General features: G+C 59.5%; 18 protein-coding genes and 1 tRNA gene. 4 read left to right on the top strand and 15 right to left on the bottom strand.

Annotated features, from left to right (window positions below; translation table 11 throughout):
- The first annotated feature begins 258 nt into the window (after positions 1 to 258).
- Positions 259 to 334, top strand: a tRNA-Val gene (locus tag MUU54_RS08625).
- Between the two features lie 460 nt (positions 335 to 794).
- Here the strand turns inward: MUU54_RS08625 and MUU54_RS08620 are convergent.
- Positions 795 to 1,268, bottom strand: a complete 474-nt coding sequence (locus tag MUU54_RS08620; RefSeq protein ID WP_247243784.1) for an Hsp20 family protein — start codon at positions 1,266 to 1,268, stop codon at positions 795 to 797.
- Positions 1,269 to 1,600: 332 nt separating this feature from the next.
- On the opposite strand from MUU54_RS08620, the gene MUU54_RS08615 reads away from it, so the two are divergent.
- Positions 1,601 to 1,903 carry a DUF982 domain-containing protein gene (locus MUU54_RS08615; protein ID WP_247243628.1) on the top strand — a complete coding sequence of 101 codons (303 nt, stop codon included), beginning with the start codon at positions 1,601 to 1,603 and terminating at the stop codon, positions 1,901 to 1,903.
- A gap of 185 nt (positions 1,904 to 2,088) precedes the next feature.
- Here MUU54_RS08615 and MUU54_RS08610 read toward each other — a convergent pair whose 3' ends face one another.
- From MUU54_RS08610 to MUU54_RS08580, 7 genes are all read right to left on the bottom strand, one after another.
- Complete coding sequence (locus tag MUU54_RS08610; RefSeq protein WP_247243627.1) at positions 2,089 to 2,274, bottom strand: hypothetical protein; 186 nt, start codon at positions 2,272 to 2,274, stop codon at positions 2,089 to 2,091.
- Between the two features lie 193 nt (positions 2,275 to 2,467).
- Positions 2,468 to 3,607 (bottom strand): ceramide glucosyltransferase, encoded by a 1,140-nt coding sequence (locus MUU54_RS08605; protein WP_247243626.1) that lies wholly within the window; start codon positions 3,605 to 3,607, stop codon positions 2,468 to 2,470.
- A 391-nt stretch (positions 3,608 to 3,998) separates the two neighbouring features.
- Complete coding sequence (locus MUU54_RS08600) at positions 3,999 to 5,189, bottom strand: M20 aminoacylase family protein (RefSeq protein ID WP_247243783.1); 1,191 nt, start codon at positions 5,187 to 5,189, stop codon at positions 3,999 to 4,001.
- Positions 5,190 to 5,253: 64 nt separating this feature from the next.
- Positions 5,254 to 6,033 (bottom strand): amino acid ABC transporter ATP-binding protein, encoded by a 780-nt coding sequence (locus tag MUU54_RS08595; protein WP_281433268.1) that lies wholly within the window; start codon positions 6,031 to 6,033, stop codon positions 5,254 to 5,256.
- A complete protein-coding gene (locus MUU54_RS08590) occupies positions 6,030 to 6,956 on the bottom strand; it encodes an amino acid ABC transporter permease (protein WP_247243625.1) in 927 nt (308 codons plus the stop codon). Before MUU54_RS08590 ends, MUU54_RS08595 begins: the two co-directional genes overlap by 4 nt.
- Positions 6,953 to 7,840, bottom strand: coding sequence for an ABC transporter substrate-binding protein (locus MUU54_RS08585; protein ID WP_247243624.1), 888 nt, complete (start codon positions 7,838 to 7,840; stop codon positions 6,953 to 6,955). The genes MUU54_RS08590 and MUU54_RS08585 overlap by 4 nt, the downstream gene beginning before the upstream one ends.
- Positions 7,841 to 7,900: 60 nt before the next feature.
- Positions 7,901 to 8,872, bottom strand: coding sequence for a type 2 periplasmic-binding domain-containing protein (locus MUU54_RS08580; protein ID WP_247243623.1), 972 nt, complete (start codon positions 8,870 to 8,872; stop codon positions 7,901 to 7,903).
- Positions 8,873 to 8,969: 97 nt separating this feature from the next.
- Here MUU54_RS08580 and MUU54_RS08575 point away from each other — a divergent pair, with 97 nt between their 5' ends.
- Entirely contained in the window at positions 8,970 to 10,298 is a 1,329-nt protein-coding gene (locus MUU54_RS08575) for an aminotransferase-like domain-containing protein (RefSeq protein ID WP_247243622.1), read from the top strand.
- 28 nt (positions 10,299 to 10,326) lie between these two features.
- Here the strand turns inward: MUU54_RS08575 and MUU54_RS08570 are convergent, their stop codons facing one another.
- On the bottom strand, positions 10,327 to 13,770 hold the full coding sequence (locus tag MUU54_RS08570; protein ID WP_247243621.1) for an ATP-binding protein: 3,444 nt from the start codon (positions 13,768 to 13,770) through the stop codon (positions 10,327 to 10,329).
- A complete protein-coding gene (locus MUU54_RS08565) occupies positions 13,771 to 15,006 on the bottom strand; it encodes a metallophosphoesterase family protein (RefSeq protein WP_247243620.1) in 1,236 nt (411 codons plus the stop codon).
- A gap of 112 nt (positions 15,007 to 15,118) precedes the next feature.
- Here MUU54_RS08565 and MUU54_RS08560 point away from each other — a divergent pair, with 112 nt between their 5' ends.
- Positions 15,119 to 16,105 carry an aldo/keto reductase gene (locus MUU54_RS08560; RefSeq protein ID WP_247243619.1) on the top strand — a complete coding sequence of 329 codons (987 nt, stop codon included), beginning with the start codon at positions 15,119 to 15,121 and terminating at the stop codon, positions 16,103 to 16,105.
- A gap of 66 nt (positions 16,106 to 16,171) precedes the next feature.
- Here the strand turns inward: MUU54_RS08560 and MUU54_RS08555 are convergent, their stop codons facing one another.
- The 5 genes from MUU54_RS08555 to clpP form a co-directional block, all read right to left on the bottom strand.
- Positions 16,172 to 18,367 carry an esterase-like activity of phytase family protein gene (locus MUU54_RS08555; protein WP_247243618.1) on the bottom strand — a complete coding sequence of 732 codons (2,196 nt, stop codon included), beginning with the start codon at positions 18,365 to 18,367 and terminating at the stop codon, positions 16,172 to 16,174.
- A 162-nt stretch (positions 18,368 to 18,529) separates the two neighbouring features.
- Positions 18,530 to 18,808: a DNA-binding protein HupB gene (hupB, locus tag MUU54_RS08550; RefSeq protein WP_239999206.1), complete on the bottom strand. Its 279-nt coding sequence runs from the start codon at positions 18,806 to 18,808 to the stop codon at positions 18,530 to 18,532.
- Positions 18,809 to 19,009: 201 nt separating this feature from the next.
- Positions 19,010 to 21,430, bottom strand: coding sequence for an endopeptidase La (gene lon / locus MUU54_RS08545; protein WP_247243617.1), 2,421 nt, complete (start codon positions 21,428 to 21,430; stop codon positions 19,010 to 19,012).
- A 361-nt stretch (positions 21,431 to 21,791) separates the two neighbouring features.
- Positions 21,792 to 23,069, bottom strand: a complete 1,278-nt coding sequence (gene clpX / locus MUU54_RS08540) for an ATP-dependent Clp protease ATP-binding subunit ClpX (RefSeq protein WP_247243616.1) — start codon at positions 23,067 to 23,069, stop codon at positions 21,792 to 21,794.
- Between the two features lie 279 nt (positions 23,070 to 23,348).
- Positions 23,349 to 23,981, bottom strand: a complete 633-nt coding sequence (gene clpP / locus MUU54_RS08535; protein WP_247243615.1) for an ATP-dependent Clp endopeptidase proteolytic subunit ClpP — start codon at positions 23,979 to 23,981, stop codon at positions 23,349 to 23,351.
- Positions 23,982 to 24,126 lie beyond the last annotated feature (145 nt).

Here is a 24,126-nt window from a genome sequence, read left to right as displayed (position 1 = left end):
CGCATTTCGTAAGGGCAAGGCCCTTCCCGGAGCGGCCTCGACCGCTTCGGATGAGCGGCTAACTAAGAGGTTCGCGAACGGGTGTCAAGCGCGTTTCAAGACAAAAGGATGAAGCTCGGCGGCTTTGCCCACAACCGCCCTGGCCCGTGGACGACGGCGGCAAAAAAATCAGATTTTGCGAGAAAGCCTCTTGCGGTTTTCCCGCGATCCGCATAGATCACGCCCACCGACGCGGCGGACATGCTTCGCAACGCGAAAGGGCGATTAGCTCAGTTGGTAGAGCGCCTCGTTTACACCGAGGATGTCGGGAGTTCGAGTCTCTCATCGCCCACCATCTCATCCTATTGATAGAGTTGAAGTCGCTGAATTGCTGACTTGAGCGCCACCAACCTGATACAGAGTTGGTCGCGAGGGGTCTTGCAAGTGCGTTCCCTCTCCTGACCGGCAACACCTTCTAGCCGAAACTGGGCATTCCTCCCAATCTTCGTTTTTCAGCCTCCGGTAGGATCGCCATGCTTCCAATGGCGGACAAGTTCAAGCCGACCAAGGCGAACGAGGTCAGTTGAATTGTCTTCATCCCTCCCGAGGTGCTCCTGGCGAACCGGCTTCTATTCTCCCGAGAGACAGGAGATGGCTGGCTTGCTGCTGCACAAGCCAGCCAAACTGCCGTTGATCCAATAGGACGGATGGAGGGCTGCGCAACCTGACAACCTGAAGAGTCGCGGGAATTTGCGGCAGGCCCGTACTCCACGGGCCCACCTCCAAGATTCCCTCCACCTTACTAGCCTGGCATGTCAGGCGACCTGCTTGGCACCTTCAATCTGTAGCTGCGGCGCGTTCGTCTCCGACACATTTCCGATTTCAATGCGTCTGGGTTTCATCGACTCGGGGATTTCCTGCTTCAAGGCTATTCGCAGGAGGCCTTCGGACAGCGACGCCGTCTCGACGTGAACATGGTCAGCCAGTTCAAAGCGACGCTCGAATGACTGAACGCCGATTCCCCGGTGCAGATACTCTCCGTCCTTCTTCTCTGCTTTGCCGCCCTTGATGATCAGGACATTACGCTCCTGGGTCACGTCGAGATCGCTCTGGCCAAATCCTGCGACTGCCATTGTGATCTCGTACTGATTATCGCCAAGCTTGACGATGTCGTAAGGCGGCCACAGATCAACCGGCTGTAGCCGTTGTGCATTGTCCAGCAGATTGAAGAGGCGGTCGAAGCCAATGCTGGACCGAAATAGGGGGGCGAAATCCAGTTCTGTTCTCATTACCATATCCTCCGTAAAGCAACATGGATTGGAGACGCCACCGAAAACCTGCGTCTCCGGCCTATCGGCCCCGGAAAGGCTGCCGATTCTTTGAATTTGGTCGCGCGAAATTGCCCGTTCAAGAACCTTTGGCGAGAATTTTTCACCGCTTGCCGAAGCGGTCGAGAGCGACATCCAATCCTTAAGCTCCCTTTCGAGGTCGGCACAGGGAACCTTCGATGAGGCTCCTAGCCAGCACTACTTGAACCGAAAGATGCGGCCAACCAAATGGTCCAGCAGGCGTTCGCCAGAGCGCTTCCTTGTTGATCAGAGACAGCTCAGTGAGGTGGAAAATGTTCTCGAAGCTTTTTCATCGCCCGGTGTATCTAGAAGAACGAGAAAATCTGGTTCGTGAGATCGCTACGGTGGGGGATGCGATTGATTGCCTGGAGGATTGGCCAGAACGGGAGCGGGACCTCATTCATGAGGCGGCACTGAAAACCTGTTACATGGCACATGACGGTCTCAAGCCTCTTCGAGCAGCACGCGATGCTATACGTGCTTTCGCCAAGAAGAAGGGTATTCTTGCTAAGGGCCCTGCTGTGAAGCCTTGGATGATCAAACCAATTGGCGGCAGCGGCAGGGCGGCGCTCTAGTCCGTCAAGGCGAGAGCTGCGAGTCCCGCCTCTCGCCTCTACTAAAGAGCCTCAAATCGGGGCCTCATCGAACATTGTCCGTCTAGCCATATCACAGACTTCCAGAAGAACGTCTGTTCAAGGCGAACAACGTTTATAGTGAGGCCACAATAGTCTCCAGCCGAGTTATAGAGGGCTGGAACATTTCAGCGAAACTTTGGAGGGCGGTCCTTCAGGTTGTGCGCCAGTTCATGCATCGTAGCTTTCTTTCCAAGAAGCTGAAGCATCTTGCGGATTTCCTTAGGACTCGCACCTGCTTTGCCACATGTGGCTTTTACGCAGTGCAGCGCTGGTCCGACCATCTTTTCTCGAGGTTGATGCACCCGTTTCATTGCCGTTTCCTCCTAAATAAGGAAACGCTGAAACGCCTCAGAAGTTCGCGCTCCCAAACCGAGCGTGCGCCCCGTCGAGACGCAGTCGCGGCAGGCATCGACCTCCAGAGCAGTATTGTCGCCGACTCTGATCTCGTCGATATTGTTCTTGCGGAGCAGGAGGGGAAGCTTTTCGAGCAAGCCTCGGTGACATTCAGAGTGCCGGCACCTGCTCCAGCTCCGATGTCTCGGTGCCAATCATCATCGTGTTGCCGCGCCATTCGAATGAGCCGCTGAGCCAACTGCGGGTCCAGATCATCGGCATGATGAGGTCGCGGGCGAGCAAGGAGGGGAGCGTGAGCCACGAAAGACGCCAGCGCTTCATCGCAGCGAGGCCGATTTCAGGAAGGTAGATGGCCGCCAAGATGGCGGCGGCGACAGCGGCAAGGTTCATCTCTGCGGCCGCGGCGGCAGCGAACCCCACGAGCAGCGGCGGCAGCGCGCCGACCAGTATCTCGAGCGCAAAATAGAAGGGGAAAGTGACGCGGCGCAGACGTGCCCAGCGGCTTTGCCGTGACCAGATCTCTTCAAGGCTGCGCCGGCCGAGTGGCTGTTCGAATGGCCAGGCGACGAGATGAACCTTGCGGCCCAGGCGGTTTACCAGCTTCGTTGCCGCCGCGTCCTCCGCGATCTCCTCGCCTAGCATCTGGATACCACCAGCGGCATCGAGCATCGGCTTGCGCCACAACATGCTCTTGCCCTGGGCAAAGCCGAAGCCGAGAGCCTCACCGGTATATTGCCAGCGGGCCTGATGCGTGTTGAGGAAGGCGCATTCGACCTCCGCCCAGAAACCGTCCGGCCGGGAGCCGAGCGGGGTAGAGCAGACGAGGCCGGTATTCGAGCGCCAGGCGGCGTGCAAGTGCTGGATATAGTGCCGCGGCATCAGGACGTTAGAATCGGCGAGTATCACCCATTCGGCTTCGGCTGCATGCCAGCCCTTGACGCAGTTGTTGAGCTTAGGATTCGCGCTGACGCGGTCATCGCCCACCAGCACACGCGCCCTGACGGCAGGATGCGCCGCCATGGCATTTCGGATGACCGGGATGATGGGATCATGCTCGTCAGCAACGCAGAAGATCAGTTCGTAGCTCGGCCAGTCCAGCGCAAAGGAGCTCGCCAGGGTCTCCGGCGTGAAGTTCTCAATACCGCGGAGCGGAATTACGATCGAAACGAAGGGCTGTTGGCCGTCCAGAAGCGGAGCCGATCCTTTCGGCGAAAGCCGGAATGCGGCGATGCCGACGCTTAACCAATTGACGCCGATCAGCGTTATCAATGCGGCAGATAGAATACCCATGCGGCAACTCCAGGCAGGTGCGTCCGCGGATGGGGAGGCCCTGGGAAGCCCTTGAGCGGAATCACCGTGATGAGAGCATGAGCTCATCACCGTCCTATGTCAGATGGATGACAGACAGTACGGCACCGTGCATGGAACTGGCAAACAGCGAGACTGCAGCTAGCTGGGTAGTTTCAGTACTCGGCGCCGATGCCGTCGATCCGAGTGGCCGCAATCAGCTAGCCGAGGGGTTCTTCATCTGCCGCTGGCCAATCGATCCTCAGCGTCTCGCCGATTCCGTGCCTGTCGGCGGGACCGTTCCGGATCTTCTTTCACGCCCTGCCGTGAACGTTTTCAACAAAGCGGGAGCTAGACAAAAAGCCATCGAGGCGTGCCGCTCCATCGGTTCTCGCTACACCTCCCTGTCAAGGTAGCGTTCAGCCAATCGTGCCCACATAGCAGCACCGGTTATTAAGCTTTCATCATTGAAGTCGTACTTCGATGAGTGCAGAATCTGCGAGTTTTCTCCATTGCCCAATCGCAGAAAACTGCCTGGACGGTGCTGTAGGAAGTAAGCGAAATCTTCGCTGCCTGGGAGGAGCGGACAAGTTGAGACATTCTCCGCACCTGTCAGCTCTTCCGCCACTTCGCGCGCGAACGCAGTTTCGCGCTCCGAGTTCACCACAACCGGGTACCCATGCTCGTAGTTGACCTCGGCTGTTGCACCATGACCTTCGGCGACACTCGCCGTGAGTCTTCGGATGCGCTGCTCAAGCAGCTCGCGAACGCTTGGGTCGAATGACCGCACGCTCATCTGAATCTCTGCTGTATTTGCGATCACGTTCGACGCCTCACCGGCATGAATTGTGCTGACGGTTACAACCGCCGTTTGTGTCGGATCGACGTTACGAGACACTACTGATTGGAGAGTCATGACTAGGTTGCATGCAACTAAAATCGGATCCACCGTCAGATGAGGCCGCGACGCGTGGCCGCCTTTCCCCTTGATGATGATCCGAACAGTGTCACCTGCCGCCATCATCGGGCCCGGTCGGCTTAGGAGTGCGCCTGCGGGCATTCCTGGATGGTTGTGAAGACCGAAGATAGCATCGATTGGAAAGCGGTCGAAAAGCCCGTCAGCGATCATCTGTTGCGCACCGCTCCCCTTACCGGCTTCCTCCGCCGGCTGGAATATGAGCGTAACTGTCCCGTTGAAGCGCTTGGTGCGCGCCAGGTATTGAGCCGCGCCTAGCAATATTGCCGTGTGGCCATCATGTCCGCATGCATGCATCTTGCCGGAAGATGTACTGGCATAGCTTGCACCTGTTTCCTCCGATATGGGCAGGGCGTCCATGTCAGCGCGAATGCCGATACTCTTGATGCCTGTGCCATTCACCATGACCGCGACCACACCATGCCCGCCGACGTTGCGCGTTACTTCGTAACCCCAACTCTCAAGCTTATCGGCGACGTAGCGGGCGGTTTCGACCTCTTCGAATGACAGCTCCGGGTGCGCGTGCAGGTGTCGACGAATCTCTCGTAGTTCAGCTTCCATTGCCTCAAAATCGCTGAGGCCTGCGTAGTCGTTGTCTTGCAAGCGCATCTGAGTCTCTAAAATTGGTTGATGGTGAAGGCGGATGCACTCTCCCAGATAGAAGGGGAGCGCACTAAAGGAATCGCGAAAGAAACGCCTGCGTACGCGGGTGCTGCGGGTTTCCAATCACATCTTCAGGCTTGCCCTGCTCGACGATCACGCCGCCGTCCATGAAGATCACTCGGTCTGCCGCTTCGCGGGCAAAGCTGATTTCATGAGTGACAACGATCATCGTCAGGCCCTGTTTGGCCAAATCCTTCATCGTCGCCAGAACCTCGCCAACGAGCTCGGGATCCAGCGCAGAGGTTGGCTCGTCGAACAGCATCAATTTTGGCTGAATCGCCAAAGCACGGGCGATTGCCACGCGCTGCTGCTGACCGCCGGAAAGTTGGCGCGGATAGCTGCCGGCTTTTTCTGATAAGCTGACCCGCTCGAGCAACTGCATGGCAGACTCGACTGCTTGACGGCGACTGTGGCCATGGACGCCCACCGGTGCTTCGATGATGTTCTGCAGGACAGTCATGTGCGGATAAAGGTTGAACTGCTGGAACACCATTCCAATCTTACGGCGCTGCTTGGCGATACGGTTATCAGAAAGCTTCTCGAGCCGATCTTTCTTCAGTCGATAGCCAATCTGCTCCCCATCCACCTCGATGTAGCCCTTCTGGATTGCCTCAAGATGGTTGATGCAGCGCAGGAAGGTCGATTTGCCGGAGCCGGATGGCCCAAGAATGACCACGACTTCGCCTGGCATGACGTCGAGATCTATACCTTTGAGAACTTCCAGATGTTCGAAGGATTTATGGACGTTACGGGCTTGAACTAGAGGAGTCGCATCAATGGCGGGATTCAATGGTTTGCCTCCGCGGTAGCAGCCTCGACCTTGGTGTTTCCACCACTGCGGCGATCGCTTCGACCGTAATAGGCCTCGATATAGCTTTGGCCGAGATTGAGGATTGAAGTGATCAGGAGATACCACAGCACTGCCACCAGCAGCATGGGAATGATCTCGAACGTGCGGTTATAGATCGACTGCACCGAATAAAGGAGGTCTGCCATGGCAATGACGCTGACAAGCGAGGTTGCCTTGATCATGCTGATCAACTGGTTGCCGGTCGGCGGTACAATCGACCGCATTGCCTGTGGAATGATGATCCGCCAAAGCGCCCGTGCCTTGGTCATGCCGAATGCCTCTGCCGTTTCGGCCTGACCGCGATCGACCGAGAGCAGACCTCCGCGAATGATCTCTGCCATATAGGCCGCTTCGTTGAGCGCTAGCCCAACGATTGCCGCCGTCATCGGAGTAATCACTGAATTTGTGTCCCAACTGGCAAGCGTCGGGCCGAACGGGATCGAAATCGATAGCTGCGGAAACAGCGTCGACATGTTGTACCAAAAGATCAACTGGACAAGCAGCGGAGTTCCGCGGAAGAACCAGATGAACAGCGATGCAAACCCGCTGGCGAGCCGGTCGCCCGACATTCGCATGATGGCGATTATCAGGCCGATTATGACACCGAGGATCATGCCGACGACGGTCAGCCCTAGGCTAACGTAAAGCCCTTGGATTACCGTTGGATCGAAGAAGTATTGGGCAACCACTGGCCAGCCAAAGTTCTCGTTGTTTGCGACAATCCAACCAAAATCGATGGCGACTATGGCGATGACGACCCATAAGATCAGGCGGCCGGTGCGAAAGGGCTGATGGGCGGTCGCTACATCGCGAAATTGCGCAGCGCCCGAAGGCGCTGCCAGTGTTGTGCGGTCGCGGCTCATTTTGGAAGCTGGCCGCCGAGATTGATGCCTGGTTGCTTGATCATATTGTTTTCAAGGCCCCACTTCTTCATGATCGTCGCATAGGTGCCGTTGTCCATGAGGACCTTGATGGCATCCATGAGTAGCGGTCCGAGTGGCGAACCCTTCGGTACGACCGCGCCCTGATAGATGTCTTCAAAGCCGTTCTTTTCACCGACGCCAGCGAGTTCCAGTTGTCCGTTTGACTGGGACACGAAGTAGGTTAGCGGCGCCTGGGATGAAAAGAAGGCATCCGCACGTTTGGACCGCACGGCCAAAATCGAAGCCGGTTGGTCCGTGTAGGACTGAACTTCGACCGGATCCTTGCCGTCAGCAACACACTTTTCCGATTGAACCTTGATGACGCGTTCAGCCGAGCCACCTGCCATAACGGAGATCCGCTGCCCACAAGCGGTGTCGAGTGAGGTGATGCCCTTCGGATTGCCCTTAAGGGTGGCGAAGACCACGTATTCCTGCACCCAATCAACGAAGTCGTTGGCGGCTTCACGGTCCTTGTAGTCGCCAACCGGCCCGAACGCGAATTGATAACGACCGGAGTTGACGCCGGCGAGCAGCGCCGGCAGACCACCGACAGTTGCGTGCTCGATCTCTATCCCGAGCAACTGGCCGAGCGCGTCGGTTAGGTCCGCGCTGGCACCTGTCATCTCGGTGCCCGTGACAATCTCGTAGGGCGGGAAGGACCCGTTGTTGACGGAGATCATCTTACCGGCAGCTTTGACCTCTTCCGGGAGGCGCTCGTGCAGTTCCTTGTTTACATCCAGCTTGATTGCAGGATCCTGAGCGTACGCGACCCCGGCGACCGTCAAGCCGGCCAGAGCGAGTGAAATCAGCTTCCTATGCGACATGGTCATTCCCCTTTTTGTCTTTCGGATGATGTCAGATGCGACCTGATGATGACATCGCGACTAGCCAATACGGCTGCCGTCGGTGTCGTATGCAAAGAGCTCTTCCGGCGCCATGTGACGGTTCATGATGCCCTGCACATGAAGTTCCTTGGCAAAATCCTCGATCATGTTGCGGTTGACCTCAAATCCGCTCGCGTCCCAGCCCTTGGGAAGCTCGCGTGAGGTTTTGAGCATCTCGTCGAACATCCAGGGAGTCGTTTCGGCATATTTGCGGCGCTTCTCGGTCCACATTGACCGGGATTCGTCGATCAGCCTGCTAATTTCAAAGATCACCCACGGATTGTCGGCGAGGATGCTCGCCTTGATGCCAATCAGGTGCATCCCTGGCACGTAGCCTACATCGGCGAAGTAGCGTCGCTCTTCACCGCGAAAGTCTGGGAGCAACTGCCTGAATGGTGCACCTGGTTCGAAGTAGCCGCTCGGCATGAACGGCGTAAAGATCGCGTCAAGCTCGCCTTCACGCAGAAGGTCAACCATTGGCCGCTCACCGGGGCAGGCTTCGATCAAGCCCGGCTTACCGAAGCCATCCAGTCGATCGGTGATCGGATGCGCGTCTGTCAAGCGACCCGCAAACCATTTCGCGTCAGCGACTTCGACCCCCTCGCGGCGAAGGGCGGCTCGAGTCCAGGTGTTGCCACTGTCGCGCCAACCCGTCACGCCAATGCGCTTTCCGGCAAGCTGGCTGAGCGTCGTGATGTCGCTATCTGCGGTCGTTACGATACACCGATGGCGAAATCCGCGCATGATGAAGTTGGGAATTGCGACAACCGTTTCATCACCATCGTGGCGAAGCTGACAATACCGGCTGAAAGAAATCTCAGCGACCTCATGGTCGGGGTCTTTACCGAGATGGGATACCAGCGTCCCCACACGATCGACGACAAGGTCAAGTTTGTCCGACCCAACATCCCCCAACACCAAGGGGGTCATGTAATCCCAATCGCGCAGGGCGATACGAAGACGCAGGCTCATCAGCTACTCGCACAATGTTTCATGTCCGGAGATTAAAATGTTCACCAACCGACAATCAAATGTTATTACGTTATTGAACATTTAAATTGGTGAGAAAATGAGCGGTATATATGATGCATCGTGGTTTGCCGAAAAATTGCGCGATCGAACCATTCGCGGGATAGCATTGGAAACCAGCGCGTTGATCCGCACCGGTGCGCTTCCTGTCGGGGCCAAGCTTCCTCCAGTCCGCGACCTAGCGTTTTCACTCGGCGTTAGTCCTGCAACGATCTCCGAAGCTTGGAGCGAGTTGCGCAAACAGAAGATCATCTCCGGCAGAGGGCGAAACGGAACCTGGGTCAGCGGAGATCGCTTCATTGCGCAACCAGAACGGCTCGCCAGCAGCGGCAACTACGGCCCTGATGTTCTGGATCTGACGATGGCGGTTCCGGATCGGACATTACTGCCACCTCTCCAGTCTGCGCTTGCTTACGGCGCCTCTGCCGAAAACCTCAACAGCTACGAGCGAAGTCGGATCCTCCCAGAACTCGAAGCTGAAGTGCGTGGGAGTTGGCCCTATGAAGCTGAAGCATTTCTCGCCACGAATGGTGGCTACAATGCCGTGTACACATTGGTGCACGCGCTCTTAAGCCCAGGAGCTGCGATCGCTATCGAGGATCCAACGGCGATGCGCCTCCTCGACATCCTTGAGGATCACGGTGTGCGCATCGTGCCAGTAAGATGCGACGATGACGGTCCATTGCCATCGTCCCTCCAGGAAGCGATGCATTATAAGCCAGTCGCGTTTCTGTTTCAGCCGCGGCTGCACTCTGTAACCGGGCGCACCGTGACCGCAAAGAGAATGAGCGAACTTGCCGTTGTTTTGCGCGATCGCGACACGCTCATCATAGAAGATGATGGTGTCGGCGACATTTCTAGCAAACTACGGCTATCTTTGGGGACCTATTTCCCGGATCGAGTGATTCACATCTTGTCGTTTTCCAAGACGCTTGGTCCTGACCTGCGTCTAGCGGTGCTTTCCAGCACTCAGACCATCGTGTCGCAGATCCAATCCTACCGGAGTTTCAGTGCGGCATGGACCAGCCGCATCCTACAGGCCGCAGCTGCATGGTTGCTGCGTGATCCGTCCACAGCTGTCGCTTTGATGAACGCGCGCCACGCCTATGATGAGCGCCGCACTGCGCTGACAAGGGGGCTTGCCGCGCGCGGCGTTGGTGTCACCGAAGGACATGGTCTGTGCGCTTGGGTTTCTGTGGAGAATGAGACATTCGCCATGGTCACCCTTGCAGCCCGAGGGATTGCGGTTCAGCCGGGTTCGAAGTTCTCGATCCTGCCCAGCAGGCATCTGCGCGTTGCCACCAGTACTCTCTCGACGCGTTGCGATGAAGTGGCTGATGCTATCGGATTGGCCGCAAGCGGAGGCTGACCGGCCTGCCGCAGCGCGAGCGCAAGCGCTACAGCTGGACGATGTCGGCGCTTTCCCCGAGCTCCTGCCGTGCAGCCTCGACCACGCTTCTCTGGTGGGTGAAGAGAAGCGTCTGGTGCGTTTCGCTGGCAGCGGCGAGCGTGCGAAGGCCGGCGGCCGTACGCTCGTCGTCGAAGGTCTGGAAGATGTCGTCCAGGACGAGCGGCGCCGGCTCGTTGCGGCGGCAGTAGTCTTCGAGGAAGGCAAGGCGAAGTGCCAGATAGAGCTGGTCCCCGGTGCCTTCGCTCAAGCCCGACAATGGTACCTGTTCACCGTTCTGCCGTTCCACCGCAAGCTGCAGCTCGTCCTTTTCGTCGTAGAGCTGCAGAAGGCGGGTAAACCGGCCGCCGGTGAGGCCGCAGAAGAGTTCCCCTGCCCGCTTCATCACCGGATCTGCCTGCTGCTCACGGTAGCTTTCCATCGAGGTCGCGAGGATACTTGCGGCAAGTTTCAGCACCACCCATCGGCGGGCAAGCTCCCTCGCCTCCTCCTCGGCCGCCAGCTTCTGGAACACCGCACGCTCGGCACCGATGCCCGTCTCCAACTCGCGACGGCGCCGCTCGATTTCCGCCTGAGCAACGCCGAGCGCTCTCATCCGCTCCACGAGCCGCTCTTCCTCTGCCGTCAGGCGTTCGATTTCCAGCGAGGCAGCGATCCTGTCGAACCCGGCGAGGCTTGCCCGGATCTCTTCCTCCGACCGGCCATCGGCATGTTCGGCGAATCGCACATGGCACTGCTGCAGGGCTCGCACCAGGTGCTGCCGCTGGCGAAGGTCATCAAGGACCTGTGGCAGCGCGTCGACCTGCGTTTTCAACCGTGCTGCAAGTTCGTCCGCCTTTTGTTCCAGCGCCTGCCGGTCCGCCGCAAGTCGTGCGAGCGTCGCGTCGAGGCGCTCAAGATCGGCGGCAACCGCGACGCGGTGCTTGTTTTCCGCCGTCGCCGCCACAAGCCGCTCGTGCAGCAGGCTTGCGGCGACATCGGAGGAAACGGCAGAGAGATCTGCAGCCACCTCGCCTACGACCTGGCGCGTCGTCTGCTCAAACTCTTCCATGTCGCGGATCATGCCGCGCACACGGCGCTCGCGATTCTGGCGCTCCGCCACCTGGTCCGGAACCGTACGCCAGGCTTCCAGCGCGGCAAGTGCCATGGCGGGATCGGCATCTTCCGGCAACCCCACCTTTGGCAGCGCGGCGGTGAACTTTGACTGCCAGTGCTGCACATCCTGAAGCAGCGCCCTCTGGCGTTCCTCCAGCCGTACGATTGCCTCCTCGGCCACCGCCCGCTTCGTTTCGCTCGCGCGGCTTTCGGTCCAAAGCTGGGCGATCTCCGAGAGCCTGCGTTCCAGAGCGCGCGCGATCGCGGTGGTGGGAAGCGCTGCGGCTGCAAGCCTCGTCGCGTCGGCGATCGTCATCAGTGCCGGGCGCAGCTTCTCCTCCTTCAGCCGCAGCGCCTCCACCTCGTCGCGAAGCTGGTGAAGCTCGCGCAGCTGCCGGAAGAGGTCTTCCACCGCTTGCCGCCATTCGATCATCCGCTCGGGCGATGAAGGGTTGACGCCCGCCGGCCGGAACGCATCCTCGAACGCGGTTACTGCATCGGAGAGTTCGATATCCGCCTGCTTCGCCCGCGCATCGGCCACCCTCAGGCTCTGATCCAGTTCGGCAAGCCGCAGCGTCAGCTGCGCATGGCGCGTGACCCGATCGGCACCGGCAAGCGCACTGTCGGAGAGCTGGTCCGCATAGGAAATAGCACTCGCGAGCCGGTCGAAGGCGGCGGGCTCCGGCTGCTTTCTGGCCTCCTGCAGCAGGCCATCCCGATTGGTGCGTGCACCCAAGATCGCATCGCGTGAGACGACTTGACCGGTTCCTTCCAAGGCTGCCAGCGCCATCCGCACCTGCGCCGCCTCCTCCGCAAGCCCATCGCGCTTGGTTGCGACAGCCGCCGCCTCTCGCCGCGCCTCCTCGATCAGCCAGCGGTGCTGCGCAAGCTCCGCGGCATCCGGAAGCGGCAGAGCAGACAGCTTGCCGACGTCATCCACGGGAGGATCCAGACGGGTTGCCGCATCGGCAAGATTGCCTTCGGCGCGTTTGACACGAACCTGCAGCGCCTCCATGCGCTGAAGATCGACGAGGTCCGGCTGTAGTGAAGCCAGCTGTTCCGACCAGATCTTCGGATCAACCGCACGAGAAGAGCGTCCCCCTTCCTCCATGCGCCGCAGCGCATCGCGCTGCTCCTCAATACGTTCACGGACCTGATGCAGCTGACGATCAAGAGCCGTTCCTTCCTCCACCAGCGCCCGCACCCGTGCAAGATCGGCATCGGTCGGCTGTTGTTTCTGCAGATCTGCGGCGTCCGAAAGCCCGAGGCGGCGGGCGGATTGTGCGAGCCGGAGGCCGAACTCTTCCGCCTCGGCGCGGACGCGGGCGATATCGTTGCGTGCATTAACATAGGCGGCGATGCCCGAATGGGCGGCCATGATGGCGGGTGCGGCATCGAGAAGCCGATCCTCGACCTCGATCGCCGCAAGCTCGTCCGTCAACCGCGCCTTCTCCGCCTCGCTGCGGCTCCTTTCGGTGTGGGTGTCCCGCAGCCGTTCCAGCAGCGATGCAAGCTCGGTCTCGAACTCCGCAGGTAGATCGGCGAGCGGCGCGTATTGCGCCAGCTGTTCGTTCTCCCGATCGATCTCACGGATGATGGGGTCGAGCCGCAGCAGCTGGCGCAGATGTTCCAGCGCCCGCTTCGTCTCCTGCCGCTGCGCAAGCACCGTCTGGAGCTCCGCCTCCAGGTCGGCCTGCTCGGCGACCAGCTTCTTCCAATCACCCGCCTTCAGCTCGTTCTCGCGCTCTGCCTTGCGCGCCTCCTCATGTGCGTCCAGCACCTGGTAGAAGAGCCGGTCCTTCGAGCGTCTTGGCGCGTAGATGGTGTCTGCCTCCGCCTCCAGATCCTTGCGCATATCGGAAAGCCCGTTGAGGCCGGACGCCGCGGAAAACAAGAGGCTGCCTATTTCCCCCCCGCTCTTCAGCATGCTCTCGCCGCCGGCGCGCAGCGATGCGGAGTTTAGCCCGAAGGCGCGCTCAAATACGTCACGGCTTAGGGTGCCAAGGAAGGGAGCAAGTACATCGTCCGGCAGCGCCTCCTCGGTCTCAGTGGGCGCAAGCAGCGTGCTTTTGCGCCCCTTGCGCCGGCGGAAGGACAGCTCGCTCCCATCCCTTGCAGCAACCAGCGCTGCGACGCGCAGAGCAGAGGAGTCGGCCTGGAAACCGTAGGCGCTTCGCTCGGGAAAGCCGAACAGGAGGTCGGAAATGGCAGAGAGCGCCGAGGACTTTCCCGCCTCGTTCGGCCCGTAGATCACATGCAGCCGTGCATCCTTCTGGAAGGCAAGGCTACGGTCTGTGAGTGCGCCATAGCGCAGGATGTCGAGACGCTTGAACCGCATTCAGCGCACCCCGCCGGCGCGGCCGAGCAGGAGCTCGCGCGCCTCAGCCAGAAGTGTGGATGCATCATCGCCGAGCGCAAGTTCTCGTGCGCCTAGACCTCCCGGCAAGCGCCCTGCGATTTCGGCCAGCCTTGCTTGAGCCTCGTCCAGAAGTGCCGGAGGCAGATCTCCTGCGATCAGCGATTCCAGACCGAGCCCTCCCGCGTCGGCGGTTCCGCCATCATGGCGGGCGTCGTGGAGCCGGACCTCGAGCTTCTCCAGCCAGATATCATCGTGGCAGCGGTGGCAGGCAGCCTGTGCTTCGTCGCGAAAATCCTGCGCGCGGGCAATCAGTTCCTGACGGTAGCGGCTCTCGCCGGTCAGGCGGATACGCAAGGCGAGCGGCCGCCCTTCCATCATATCGGCAAATGCTTCGAGCTTTGCTTCGATGCGCCGAAGGATTGACGGAAGGTCGTCCTCGGCTTCGACATGAACGACGCTCTCGGCGAAACGAGCGCTGTCGGTGATGATCCTTTCGTGGCTGATCCGGCCATCTTCGACCGTCACCAGGACGGCTCCCTTTGCGCCGGTCTCGCGCACGCTCCTGCCCTGCAGGTTGCCCGGGAAGATCACAAGCGGGTCTTCTGCCACCACTTCGAAGTCATGCACATGACCCAACGCCCAATAGTCGTAGCCGCGTGACCGTAGGTCCTCCACCGAGCACGGCGCGTAGGGCGCATGCGGCTCTCGGCCGGTCAGCGAGGTGTGCAGCACACCGATGTTGAACCAGCCGGGCTTCGGCGCCGGATAGCCAAGCGCGAGGTTCTCAGTCGCGGAGCGTTCGGCAAAACCTTGTCCATGCAAGACGACCTTCAGGTGGTCGATCTCGAAGGAGCCCGGTCTGTTGACAGGAAATTCCCGTACGTTCTTCGGCAACGTGATCGTCTTCGTGATGACGCTTTCGGCGTCATGGTTGCCCTTCAGCAGGAAGACCGGGATGTCTTCCCGATCGAGCCGGGCAATCTCACGGTTGAAGAAGAGGCCAATCTTGTTGTCCTTCCAGTCGCCGTCATAGACGTCGCCGGCCACAAGGAAGAAATCAACCTTCCGCTCGATCGCCTGATCCACCAGGGCTGAAAATGCTTTGCGGCTTGCCTCCAGAAAGATCACGGCAAGGGCAGCATCCTTCATCGTCAGCCCGTGGAACGGACTGCCGAGATGAAGGTCGGCGGCATGTATGAAACGGAAGAAAGACATCGAATCGCTTGCCTTTGTTGTCTCTGCTGACCAGGTGTTTTAGGCAATTGCCGGGCACGACGGAAGCACGGGCGACGCGCCTGTGGACGACGGCCCACAAATGGAGGACATCATGAGACAGCATGCGTTCGGGCGCACATCATTCACCGTCAGCGAAATCGGCTTCGGCGCTTGGCAGATCGGCGGCTCCTGGGGAGATGTGAGCGAACAGGATGGGCGCGCGGCCCTCGAAGCAGCCCTGGATGCAGGCGTCACCTTCGTCGACACGGCAGACGTCTACGGCGACGGCCGGTCGGAAAAAATCATCCGCAGCGTGCTGGCGGAGCGCGGCGGCAACCGACCCATGGTCGCCACCAAGGCGGGACGGCGGCTCAACCCGCACAATGCCGATGGCTACACGAAAGCAAATCTTGAAGGATTCATCGATCGAAGCCTCTCCAATCTCGGCGTCGACAGCCTTGATCTGGTCCAGCTTCACTGCCCGCCGACGGAGGTGCTGTATCGTCCGGAGGTCTTTGGAGCCCTGGATGATCTGCGCAAGGCCGGCAAGATCAAGAACTATGGGGTCAGCGTCGAGAAGGTCGAGGAGGCGCTGAAGGCCATCGAATACCCAGATGTGGTCAGCATCCAGATTATCTACAACATCTTCCGCCAGCGCCCGGCGGACCTGTTTTTCAAGGAGGCCAAGCGCAAGAACGTCGCCGTCATTGTCCGCGTGCCGCTCGCAAGCGGTCTCCTGTCTGGCAAGATCGGACGCGACACCACCTTTGCCGCCGACGATCATCGCCAGTTCAACCGCCACGGCGAGGCCTTCGATGTTGGCGAGACCTTTGCTGGCGTGCCGTTTGAGGTCGGACTTCAGGCCGTCGAGGAAGTGCGCAAGCTGGTCCCGCAGGGCGCCTCCATGGCGGCTTTTGCACTGAAATGGATCCTGATGAACGAGGCGGTCACCGTGGTCATTCCGGGCGCGCGCAATGTAGAGCAGGCCCGCTCCAATGCCGCCGCAGCCGATCTTCAAGCCTTGTCCGACGATGTGATGACAGCAGCGAAGGAAATCTACGCCCGGCTGATCGCTCCGCACGTCCATCAGCGCTGGTAGCGGAACCGCTTCATGCAAAAGGCCGGGCAACTCGCCCGGCCTTTCCTTTTCTAAGTACCGATCCGCTCAGTTAGTGACGTTCAGATCAACCTGCCAGAACAGCGTCTCGCCGGAGGAGTCGTCGACGCCGTCGTTGTCGGTTACGGCATAGGCCTTGCCGGATGCGTCGAAGGCGAAACCTTCCAGCTTGTCGACGACATAGCCGTTGGTGGCGGACTTTAGGTCCGCAATGAAGTCGTGGACTTCCTCCTTGGTGACCGTCGGAAGGTCTTCGCCAAGCTTGCCCGGCTTCAGGTCGGATATGGCAACGCGGTAAAGCTTCTTCAGCTTGGCGTTGTCACCGATCTGATTGTCACGTTCGACGATATAGACGTGATCGCCGTGGGCGGTGATTTCGGAAAGTCCGACCCAGCCGTCACCGGCCTTCTCGAGAGGGTAACGCACGGCGCCCCATTCCTTGGATTTCGGATTGTAGGAAACGAGCTTGACCGTCCCTTTCGCATCGTCCTTCCACTCGCGCTGAACAGCCATCCAGAGCGTCACGTCGTCGCCTTCACCGACTGCGGTGATGCCTTCGAGGCCGAAGCGGGTCTGACCTGCCAGCAGCTCGACCGGGAAACCGACTTCCGACTTGATCTCGCCCTTGTCATTGACGTTGTAGATGCCATGGCCGATGAGCTTGGCAGGGTCGCCCTCGGAGGCAATCCAGAAGCCGCCCTTGCCGTCCAGCGTAATCCCTTCCATGTCGAGTTTCTGAGCCGCCGCACCGCCACGGGTGACCGGAAGGGCCGACTTGATGACGGCGGGCTTCTGCGTCGCATCGATCGTGAAGATCGTCGGCTGCGCGCCATAGAAGCTGTCGTTCACAGCATAAAGGGTGCCGGCGTTCACTGCATCGCCGACGAGACCGGACATCGCGCCCCAACCGATCGGCTTGCCGTCGACCATCTCGGAGCGAAGCATCGGATAGGCTGCCTCACCTTCTGCGAGTTCGTAGAGCATCACATGCGAGCGGGCACCGCCGTCTTCGACGAGATCGACCTCGTTGGCGGTGGCGAGCAGGTTGCGGCCCGGAATGGCGATGGCGCTTTCCGGGGAGATGCCCGAAGGAAGCAGCTGCACAAGCTCGGGTTCGCCGCCGGTGTCCTTGTAGACCCCAATGATCGAAGCGCGTTCGGACATGACGAAGAAGTACTTCTGGTCGCCGAAGGTCGCAGCCTCCAGGCCCTCGGGCTCAACGCCCTTGGACTTGGCACGCTTGTCCGGGAAGTGACCGATCTGAGCAACGGCCATCTCGAAGGACGGGCCGGATTCGTAAAGAACCTTGCCGGTCTTGTCGAAGATGGTGAAGCCGCGTGAACCGCCCTTGTAGTCGCCCTCGTTGGCGACGACCAGACGGTTTTCGTCGAGCCACTTTACAGCGTCGGGCTCCCGCGCAACGCCTTCCAGCTTGCCCGTAAACTTCAGAGCGCCGTCGGACTTGGTATCGACGTTGTCGAGATCAACGGTGCCGGCGGAAAAATGACTCTTCACCTCACCCGTCTGGCCGTCGACGATGACGATGTGGTTATTCTCCTGCAGCGTCAGCGCAATTTCGCCGAGGCTGTTAATCGCGACGAATTCCGGCTCTGGATCGTCACCTGCCACGTCGGCAAGGCCGGTCAGAGTGACATGCTTGACCGACGCGCAGTCAGCGACGCCGTCTTTCAGCGAGACGATCACCAGGTCGCCGGCCGGCATCTGCGGGATTTCGCCGTCGTTGAGGTCTTCATCGCGTTCATTTTCGATTGCGATGGTCGCAAAAACTTTGTCGGGGGAAACGGCGATGGAATCCGGCTGGCCGCCGAGGTCGCAGGTCGTTTCAATCGTCTTAGAGGCGAGGTCGACGATCGCCAGCTTGCCTGATGGCTTCACGTAGCTTTCGGAGGTATTGACTGCGACGAGCGCCTTGCCGCCGGCAACTGCAACCGAAGTCGGCTCGCCATCCATCATCAGCGCACCGGCCGCCTTCGGCGCCTTGGGATCGGTGATATCGACGAGTCCGATACCGCCAAGCGGGCTGTCGGAATAGATCAGCATGTTGCCGTCTTCGGACGCCGTGATGATCTCGGCCGAGGTGGTGCTCGTCTTGTCCTTGTCGGGAGGCAGGTTGGCTGCGACGGGGAAAGAGGCAATGCGGTTGAAGACTTGGGTTGCAGCTGCGGGAAGTGCCGCAGACGCGAGCAAAGCCGCAGTGAGCGCGGCGCGAGCAGAAATTCTCATGGGAAGCCCTCCTGTCCATGAAGTGGAACAGGGCGCTTTTGCGGCAGCTGCATGACACGCAGATGACAGGCTGCGAAGGTTAGCTAAAGCTGAATATCATATTCTGAAAACAAAAAAGGCCCGGTCGAAACCGAGCCCTTTCCAAAGATGCGTCTTAACAACTTATTTGTTGTTCACAGCGTCCTTCAGGCCCTTGCCGGCCGAGAACTTCGGCACGTTGCGTGCAGGGATGTCAACTTCGGCGCCGGTGGACGGATTGCGGCCCTTGGATGCTTCGCGACGGGAAACCGAGAAGCTGCCGAAACCGGCCAAACGAATGTCGCCGCCATTCTTCAATTCGGACTGAACAGTATCAAACACGGCGTCAACAGCCGAAGCAGCATCACCCTTGGACAGGCCTGCCTTTTCCGCAACCGCGGCAACCAGTTCATTCTTGTTCATGTTTCCACCCCTTTCAAACGGTATTGAAACGACTCAAGTTAATCGGGCCCCACACTAATTCACCTGTGGGCCTTCACAACTCACAAGCGCCGCCAACGCCTGAAAAACAAGAGGTATTGATACATTTTCACAAAAAAAGCCGGCGCTAGGCCGGCTTTTTTTCGTCATCGTGCCAAATTGGCATACACAAAGCGGAGCCAATCAGTGCGCGACCGTATTGCCCGCTTCGTCCGCACCTTCGACGGTGGCGATCACCGGCGTCTCGATGGAGCCATCCCATTCGATCGGCTCGGGCTTGCGAAGGAGCGCGTGCTCGATCACTTCGCCCATCCGGGAAACCGGGATGATCTCCATGTTGTTCTTCACGTTGTCCGGAATGTCGGCCAGGTCCTTGGCGTTCTCTTCCGGGATCAGAACCTTCTTGATGCCGCCGCGGAGGGCTGCGAGCAGCTTCTCCTTGAGGCCGCCGATCGGCAGGACGCGACCACGCAACGTGACCTCGCCCGTCATCGCCACATCCTTTGATACCGGGATGCCGGTCATGACGGAGACGATAGCGGTCGCCATGGCGATACCGGCCGAAGGACCATCCTTCGGCGTCGCACCTTCTGGCACGTGTACGTGGATGTCCGACTTGTCGAAACGCGGCGGCTCGATGCCGAAGTCGACAGCGCGGGAGCGGACATAGGATGCCGCAGCCGAGATCGACTCCTTCATGACGTCGCGCAGGTTGCCGGTCACGGTCATGCGGCCCTTGCCGGGCATCATGACGCCTTCGATCGTCAGCAGTTCACCGCCGACCTCGGTCCATGCGAGGCCCGTCACCACGCCGACCTGGTCATCACGCTCGGCTTCGCCGTGGCGGAAGCGCGGAACGCCGAGGTAATCGTGGATGTTGGCCGCAGTCACGTCCACCGACTTCGTCTTGCCCTTGATGATCTCGGTCACCGCCTTGCGGGCGAGTTTCATCAGTTCGCGTTCGAAGTTACGCACGCCCGCTTCACGGGTGTACTGCTGGATCACCGCCATCAGGGCATCGTCGGAAACCGAGAACTCGTTCGGCTGCAGCGCATGCTCCTTGATCGCCTTCGGCAGGAGGTGACGCTTGGCGATTTCGCGCTTTTCCTCTTCGGTGTAGCCGGCGATGCGGATGATCTCCATGCGGTCCATGAGGGGTGCGGGGATGTTCAGCGTGTTCGCCGTCGTGATGAACATCACGTCCGAAAGGTCGTATTCGACTTCCAGATAGTGGTCCATGAACGTTGAGTTCTGGGCCGGATCCAGCACTTCCAAGAGGGCCGAGGAGGGATCGCCGCGATAGTCCTGGCCGAGCTTGTCGATCTCGTCGAGAAGGAAGAGCGGGTTCGACTTCTTCGCCTTCTTCATCGACTGAATCACTTTGCCGGGCATGGAGCCGATATAGGTGCGGCGGTGACCGCGGATTTCGGCCTCGTCACGCACGCCACCCAAGGCCATGCGCACGTATTCGCGGCCGGTCGCCTTGGCGATCGACTGGGCGAGCGAAGTCTTGCCGACGCCCGGAGGGCCGACGAGGCAAAGGATCGGACCCTTGATCTTCGTCGCACGCGCCTGCACGGCCAAATACTCGACGATGCGTTCCTTGACCTTCTCCAGACCGAAGTGATCCTGCTCGAGGATCTTCTCGGCGTTGTTGAGATCGGCTTTGACCTTCGACTTCTTGTTCCACGGGATCGAGAGCAGCCAGTCGAGATAGTTGCGAACCACGGTTGCTTCCGCCGACATCGGGCTCATCTGGCGAAGCTTCTTCATCTCGGCATCCGCCTTCTCGCGGGCCTCCTTGGAAAGCTTCGTCTTGGCGATGCGCTCTTCCAGTTCGGCCATCTCGTCGCGGCCGTCCTCGCCGTCGCCGAGTTCCTTCTGGATCGCCTTCATCTGCTCGTTGAGGTAATATTCGCGCTGCGTCTTCTCCATCTGGCGCTTGACGCGCGAACGGATACGCTTCTCCACCTGCAGAACGGAGATTTCGCCCTCCATGAAGCCGAGCGCCTTTTCCAGGCGACCCTTGACGCTCACCGTCTCCAGCATTTCCTGCTTTTCGGTGATCTTGATCGACAGGTGCGAGGCAACCGTATCGGCGAGCTTGGAATAGTCCTCGATCTGGCTGGCGGCGCCGACGACCTCAGGCGAGATCTTCTTGTTGAGCTTGACGTAGTTTTCGAATTCGGAGACCACGGAGCGCGATAGCGCCTCGACCTCGACCGGATCCTCATCCGGCTCGGCAAGAACCGAAGCCTTGGCTTCATAGAACTCTACCCGATCCGTATAGCTCGAGATGGTGGCGCGCGAACGGCCCTCCACGAGAACCTTCACGGTGCCATCGGGCAGCTTGAGCAATTGCAATACGTTTGCCACCGTGCCGACCTTGTAGATCGCCGAAGGCTCCGGATCGTCGTCACCGGCATTGATCTGGGTGACGAGCATGATCTGCTTGTCGGAGCCCATCACTTCTTCCAGTGCCCGAATGGACTTTTCGCGTCCAACGAACAGGGGCACGATCATATGCGGAAAGACCACGATGTCGCGCAGGGGCAGCACCGGGAAGGTTTCGCCGCCGACTGCCTCAGACGTTGAATTCGTCATTCTTCTTCCTTTCATATCCCGTTTCCGGGACCCGTCCCCTCGCCAGTTTGGCGGGGAATCCACTTGATCCCCAAGTGGAGTGTGCGACCATTGATTTCAAGCCTTGTTCACCATTCGCCCCACCTGGGAATGGCGCTCAAGTCCGATGAGACGCAGGTACTTCGGACGCACGGAATACTACTTGCACCCTGCCCCGGCTCGCATCGGCCCAGCCGAATCTTAACCGTCATTCTTAGCCTGAAATCGAAGCAGAGCGAAGCACCTTGCGCCGCCTCACCGCGCCGCTCAAGACGCGGCACCTTCTGCAAACAAAAAAGAGGCCCGGACCGGACCTCTTTTTCAAGCTTGTTGCTGGATTGCGTCAGGCAGAGACGTTGGTCTTCTCTTCCTGGCGATCCGCATATATGTAGAGCGGCCGGGCATTGCCCTTCACGACGTCGTCGGAAATGACGACCTCGCGTACCCCTTCCAGGGCGGGAAGCTCGAACATGGTATCGAGAAGGATCTTCTCCATGATGGAGCGCAGGCCGCGCGCGCCGGTCTTGCGGACGATCGCCTTGCGGGCGATCTCGCGCAGAGCGTCCTCGTGGAAGGTCAATTCGACGTCTTCCATCTCGAACAGGCGCTGATACTGCTTCACCAGCGCGTTCTTCGGCTCCGAGAGGATCTGAATCAGGGCGTCCTCGTCGAGATCCTCAAGCGTTGCCAGAACCGGCAGACGACCGATGAATTCCGGAATGAGGCCGAACTTGACGAGATCTTCCGGCTCAAGCTCACGAAGCACTTCGCCGACGCGACGGTCGTCTTCCGCCTTCACAGTGGCGCCGAAGCCAATTGAGGTCTTCTCACCACGGGCGGAAATGATCTTGTCTAGCCCTGCAAAGGCACCGCCGCAGATGAACAGGATGTTCGTCGTGTCCACCTGCAGGAATTCCTGCTGCGGATGCTTGCGGCCACCCTGCGGCGGAACGGAAGCGACCGTGCCTTCCATGATCTTCAAAAGCGCCTGCTGCACCCCTTCGCCCGAAACGTCCCGCGTGATCGACGGGTTGTCCGACTTGCGCGAGATCTTGTCGACTTCGTCGATATAGACGATGCCGCGCTGCGCGCGCTCGACATTGTAGTCTGCCGCCTGCAGCAGCTTCAGGATGATGTTTTCCACATCCTCGCCGACATAACCGGCTTCGGTCAGCGTCGTTGCATCCGCCATGGTGAAGGGCACGTCGATGATGCGGGCGAGCGTCTGCGCAAGATAGGTCTTGCCGCAACCGGTCGGGCCCACCAGCATGATGTTCGACTTCGCCAGCTCTACGTCGCCGCCCTTGGAGGCGTGTGCCAACCGCTTGTAGTGGTTGTGCACCGCCACGGAGAGGATCCGCTTGGCCTGCTGCTGACCGATCACGTATTCGTCGAGAACCTTGATGATGTCTTGAGGTGTCGGCACGCCGTCGCGCGACTTCACCATCGAAGTCTTGTTCTCTTCCCGGATGATATCCATGCAGAGCTCGACGCATTCATCGCAGATGAACACTGTCGGGCCTGCGATCAGCTTCCGGACCTCGTGCTGGCTCTTGCCGCAGAACGAACAATAAAGGGTATTCTTGGAGTCGCCGCCGTTGCTGCCGCTGACTTTGCTCATATCACTTTCCTTCCAGCACTCCGCTTGCCCGTTGCCGGGCGCGGTACACTCATCGCTTGCCGCCACGTCCACGCTCGTGACCGACGTGCCGGCCTTGCCCGGGGTACTCTACCAATCTTGACCGTGATCCAGATCGGCGGCAACGGACCCCCTTAGAATTCCAAATGCTATGCAAAAAATGCTCTACACAGCATTAACGGCTACTAATAGCGCTTTCCATTGCGGTTGAAACCCCTGCTTCGTCACATGCAGGTGACAATGGAAGGCGATACTTGACGGTCAATTCGCTGAAGCGCCCTCAAGTTCCTCTCGCGAGGTAAGGATCTTGTCGATGACACCCCAGTCCTTGGCCTCGTCCGCAGCCATGAAGTGGTCGCGATCGAGGGTTTTTTCAACTTCCTCATAGGTCCGTCCGGTGTGCTTCTCGTACACCTCGTTGAGGCGTCTCTTCATCTTCAATATGTCACGAGCATGGCGCTCGATGTCCGACGCCTGCCCCTGGAAACCACCAGATGGCTGGTGAACCATGATGCGGGAGTTCGGTGTTGCAAATCGCATGCCCTTTGCACCAGCAGCGAGCAGCAGAGAGCCCATCGACGCCGCCTGACCGATGCAGAGCGTCGAAACGGCTGGCCTGATGAACTGCATGGTGTCGTAGATCGCCATGCCGGCTGTCACCACGCCGCCCGGCGAGTTGATGTAGAGAGCGATCTCCTTCTTCGGGTTTTCCGCCTCGAGAAAGAGGAGCTGTGCGCAGACCAGGGACGCCATGTGATCTTCGACGGGGCCGGTCAGGAAGATGATGCGTTCCTTCAGCAGACGCGAATAGATGTCGTATGACCGCTCGCCGCGATTGGTCTGCTCCACGACCATCGGAACCAGAGCCATGGCGGTATCGACGGGGTTTTTCATGTCAGTCCTTTGTCAACGCTTGGCCGAGGGTCAAAAGCCCCGGAATCAATATGGAATAGGTCAACCCCTACATAGAGTGTCAATGGCGGGCACTTCAAGACGGCGTGGCTGATATCCTTAATCGTCCCCGGCTTGAGCATGGCCG

This window comes from Pseudorhizobium tarimense (assembly GCF_022968135.1).
GTDB classification, from domain to species: domain Bacteria; phylum Pseudomonadota; class Alphaproteobacteria; order Rhizobiales; family Rhizobiaceae; genus Neorhizobium; species Neorhizobium tarimense.
Note: the sequence above shows the minus strand (reverse complement) of the source record. Positions and strands in the feature narration are given on the sequence as shown.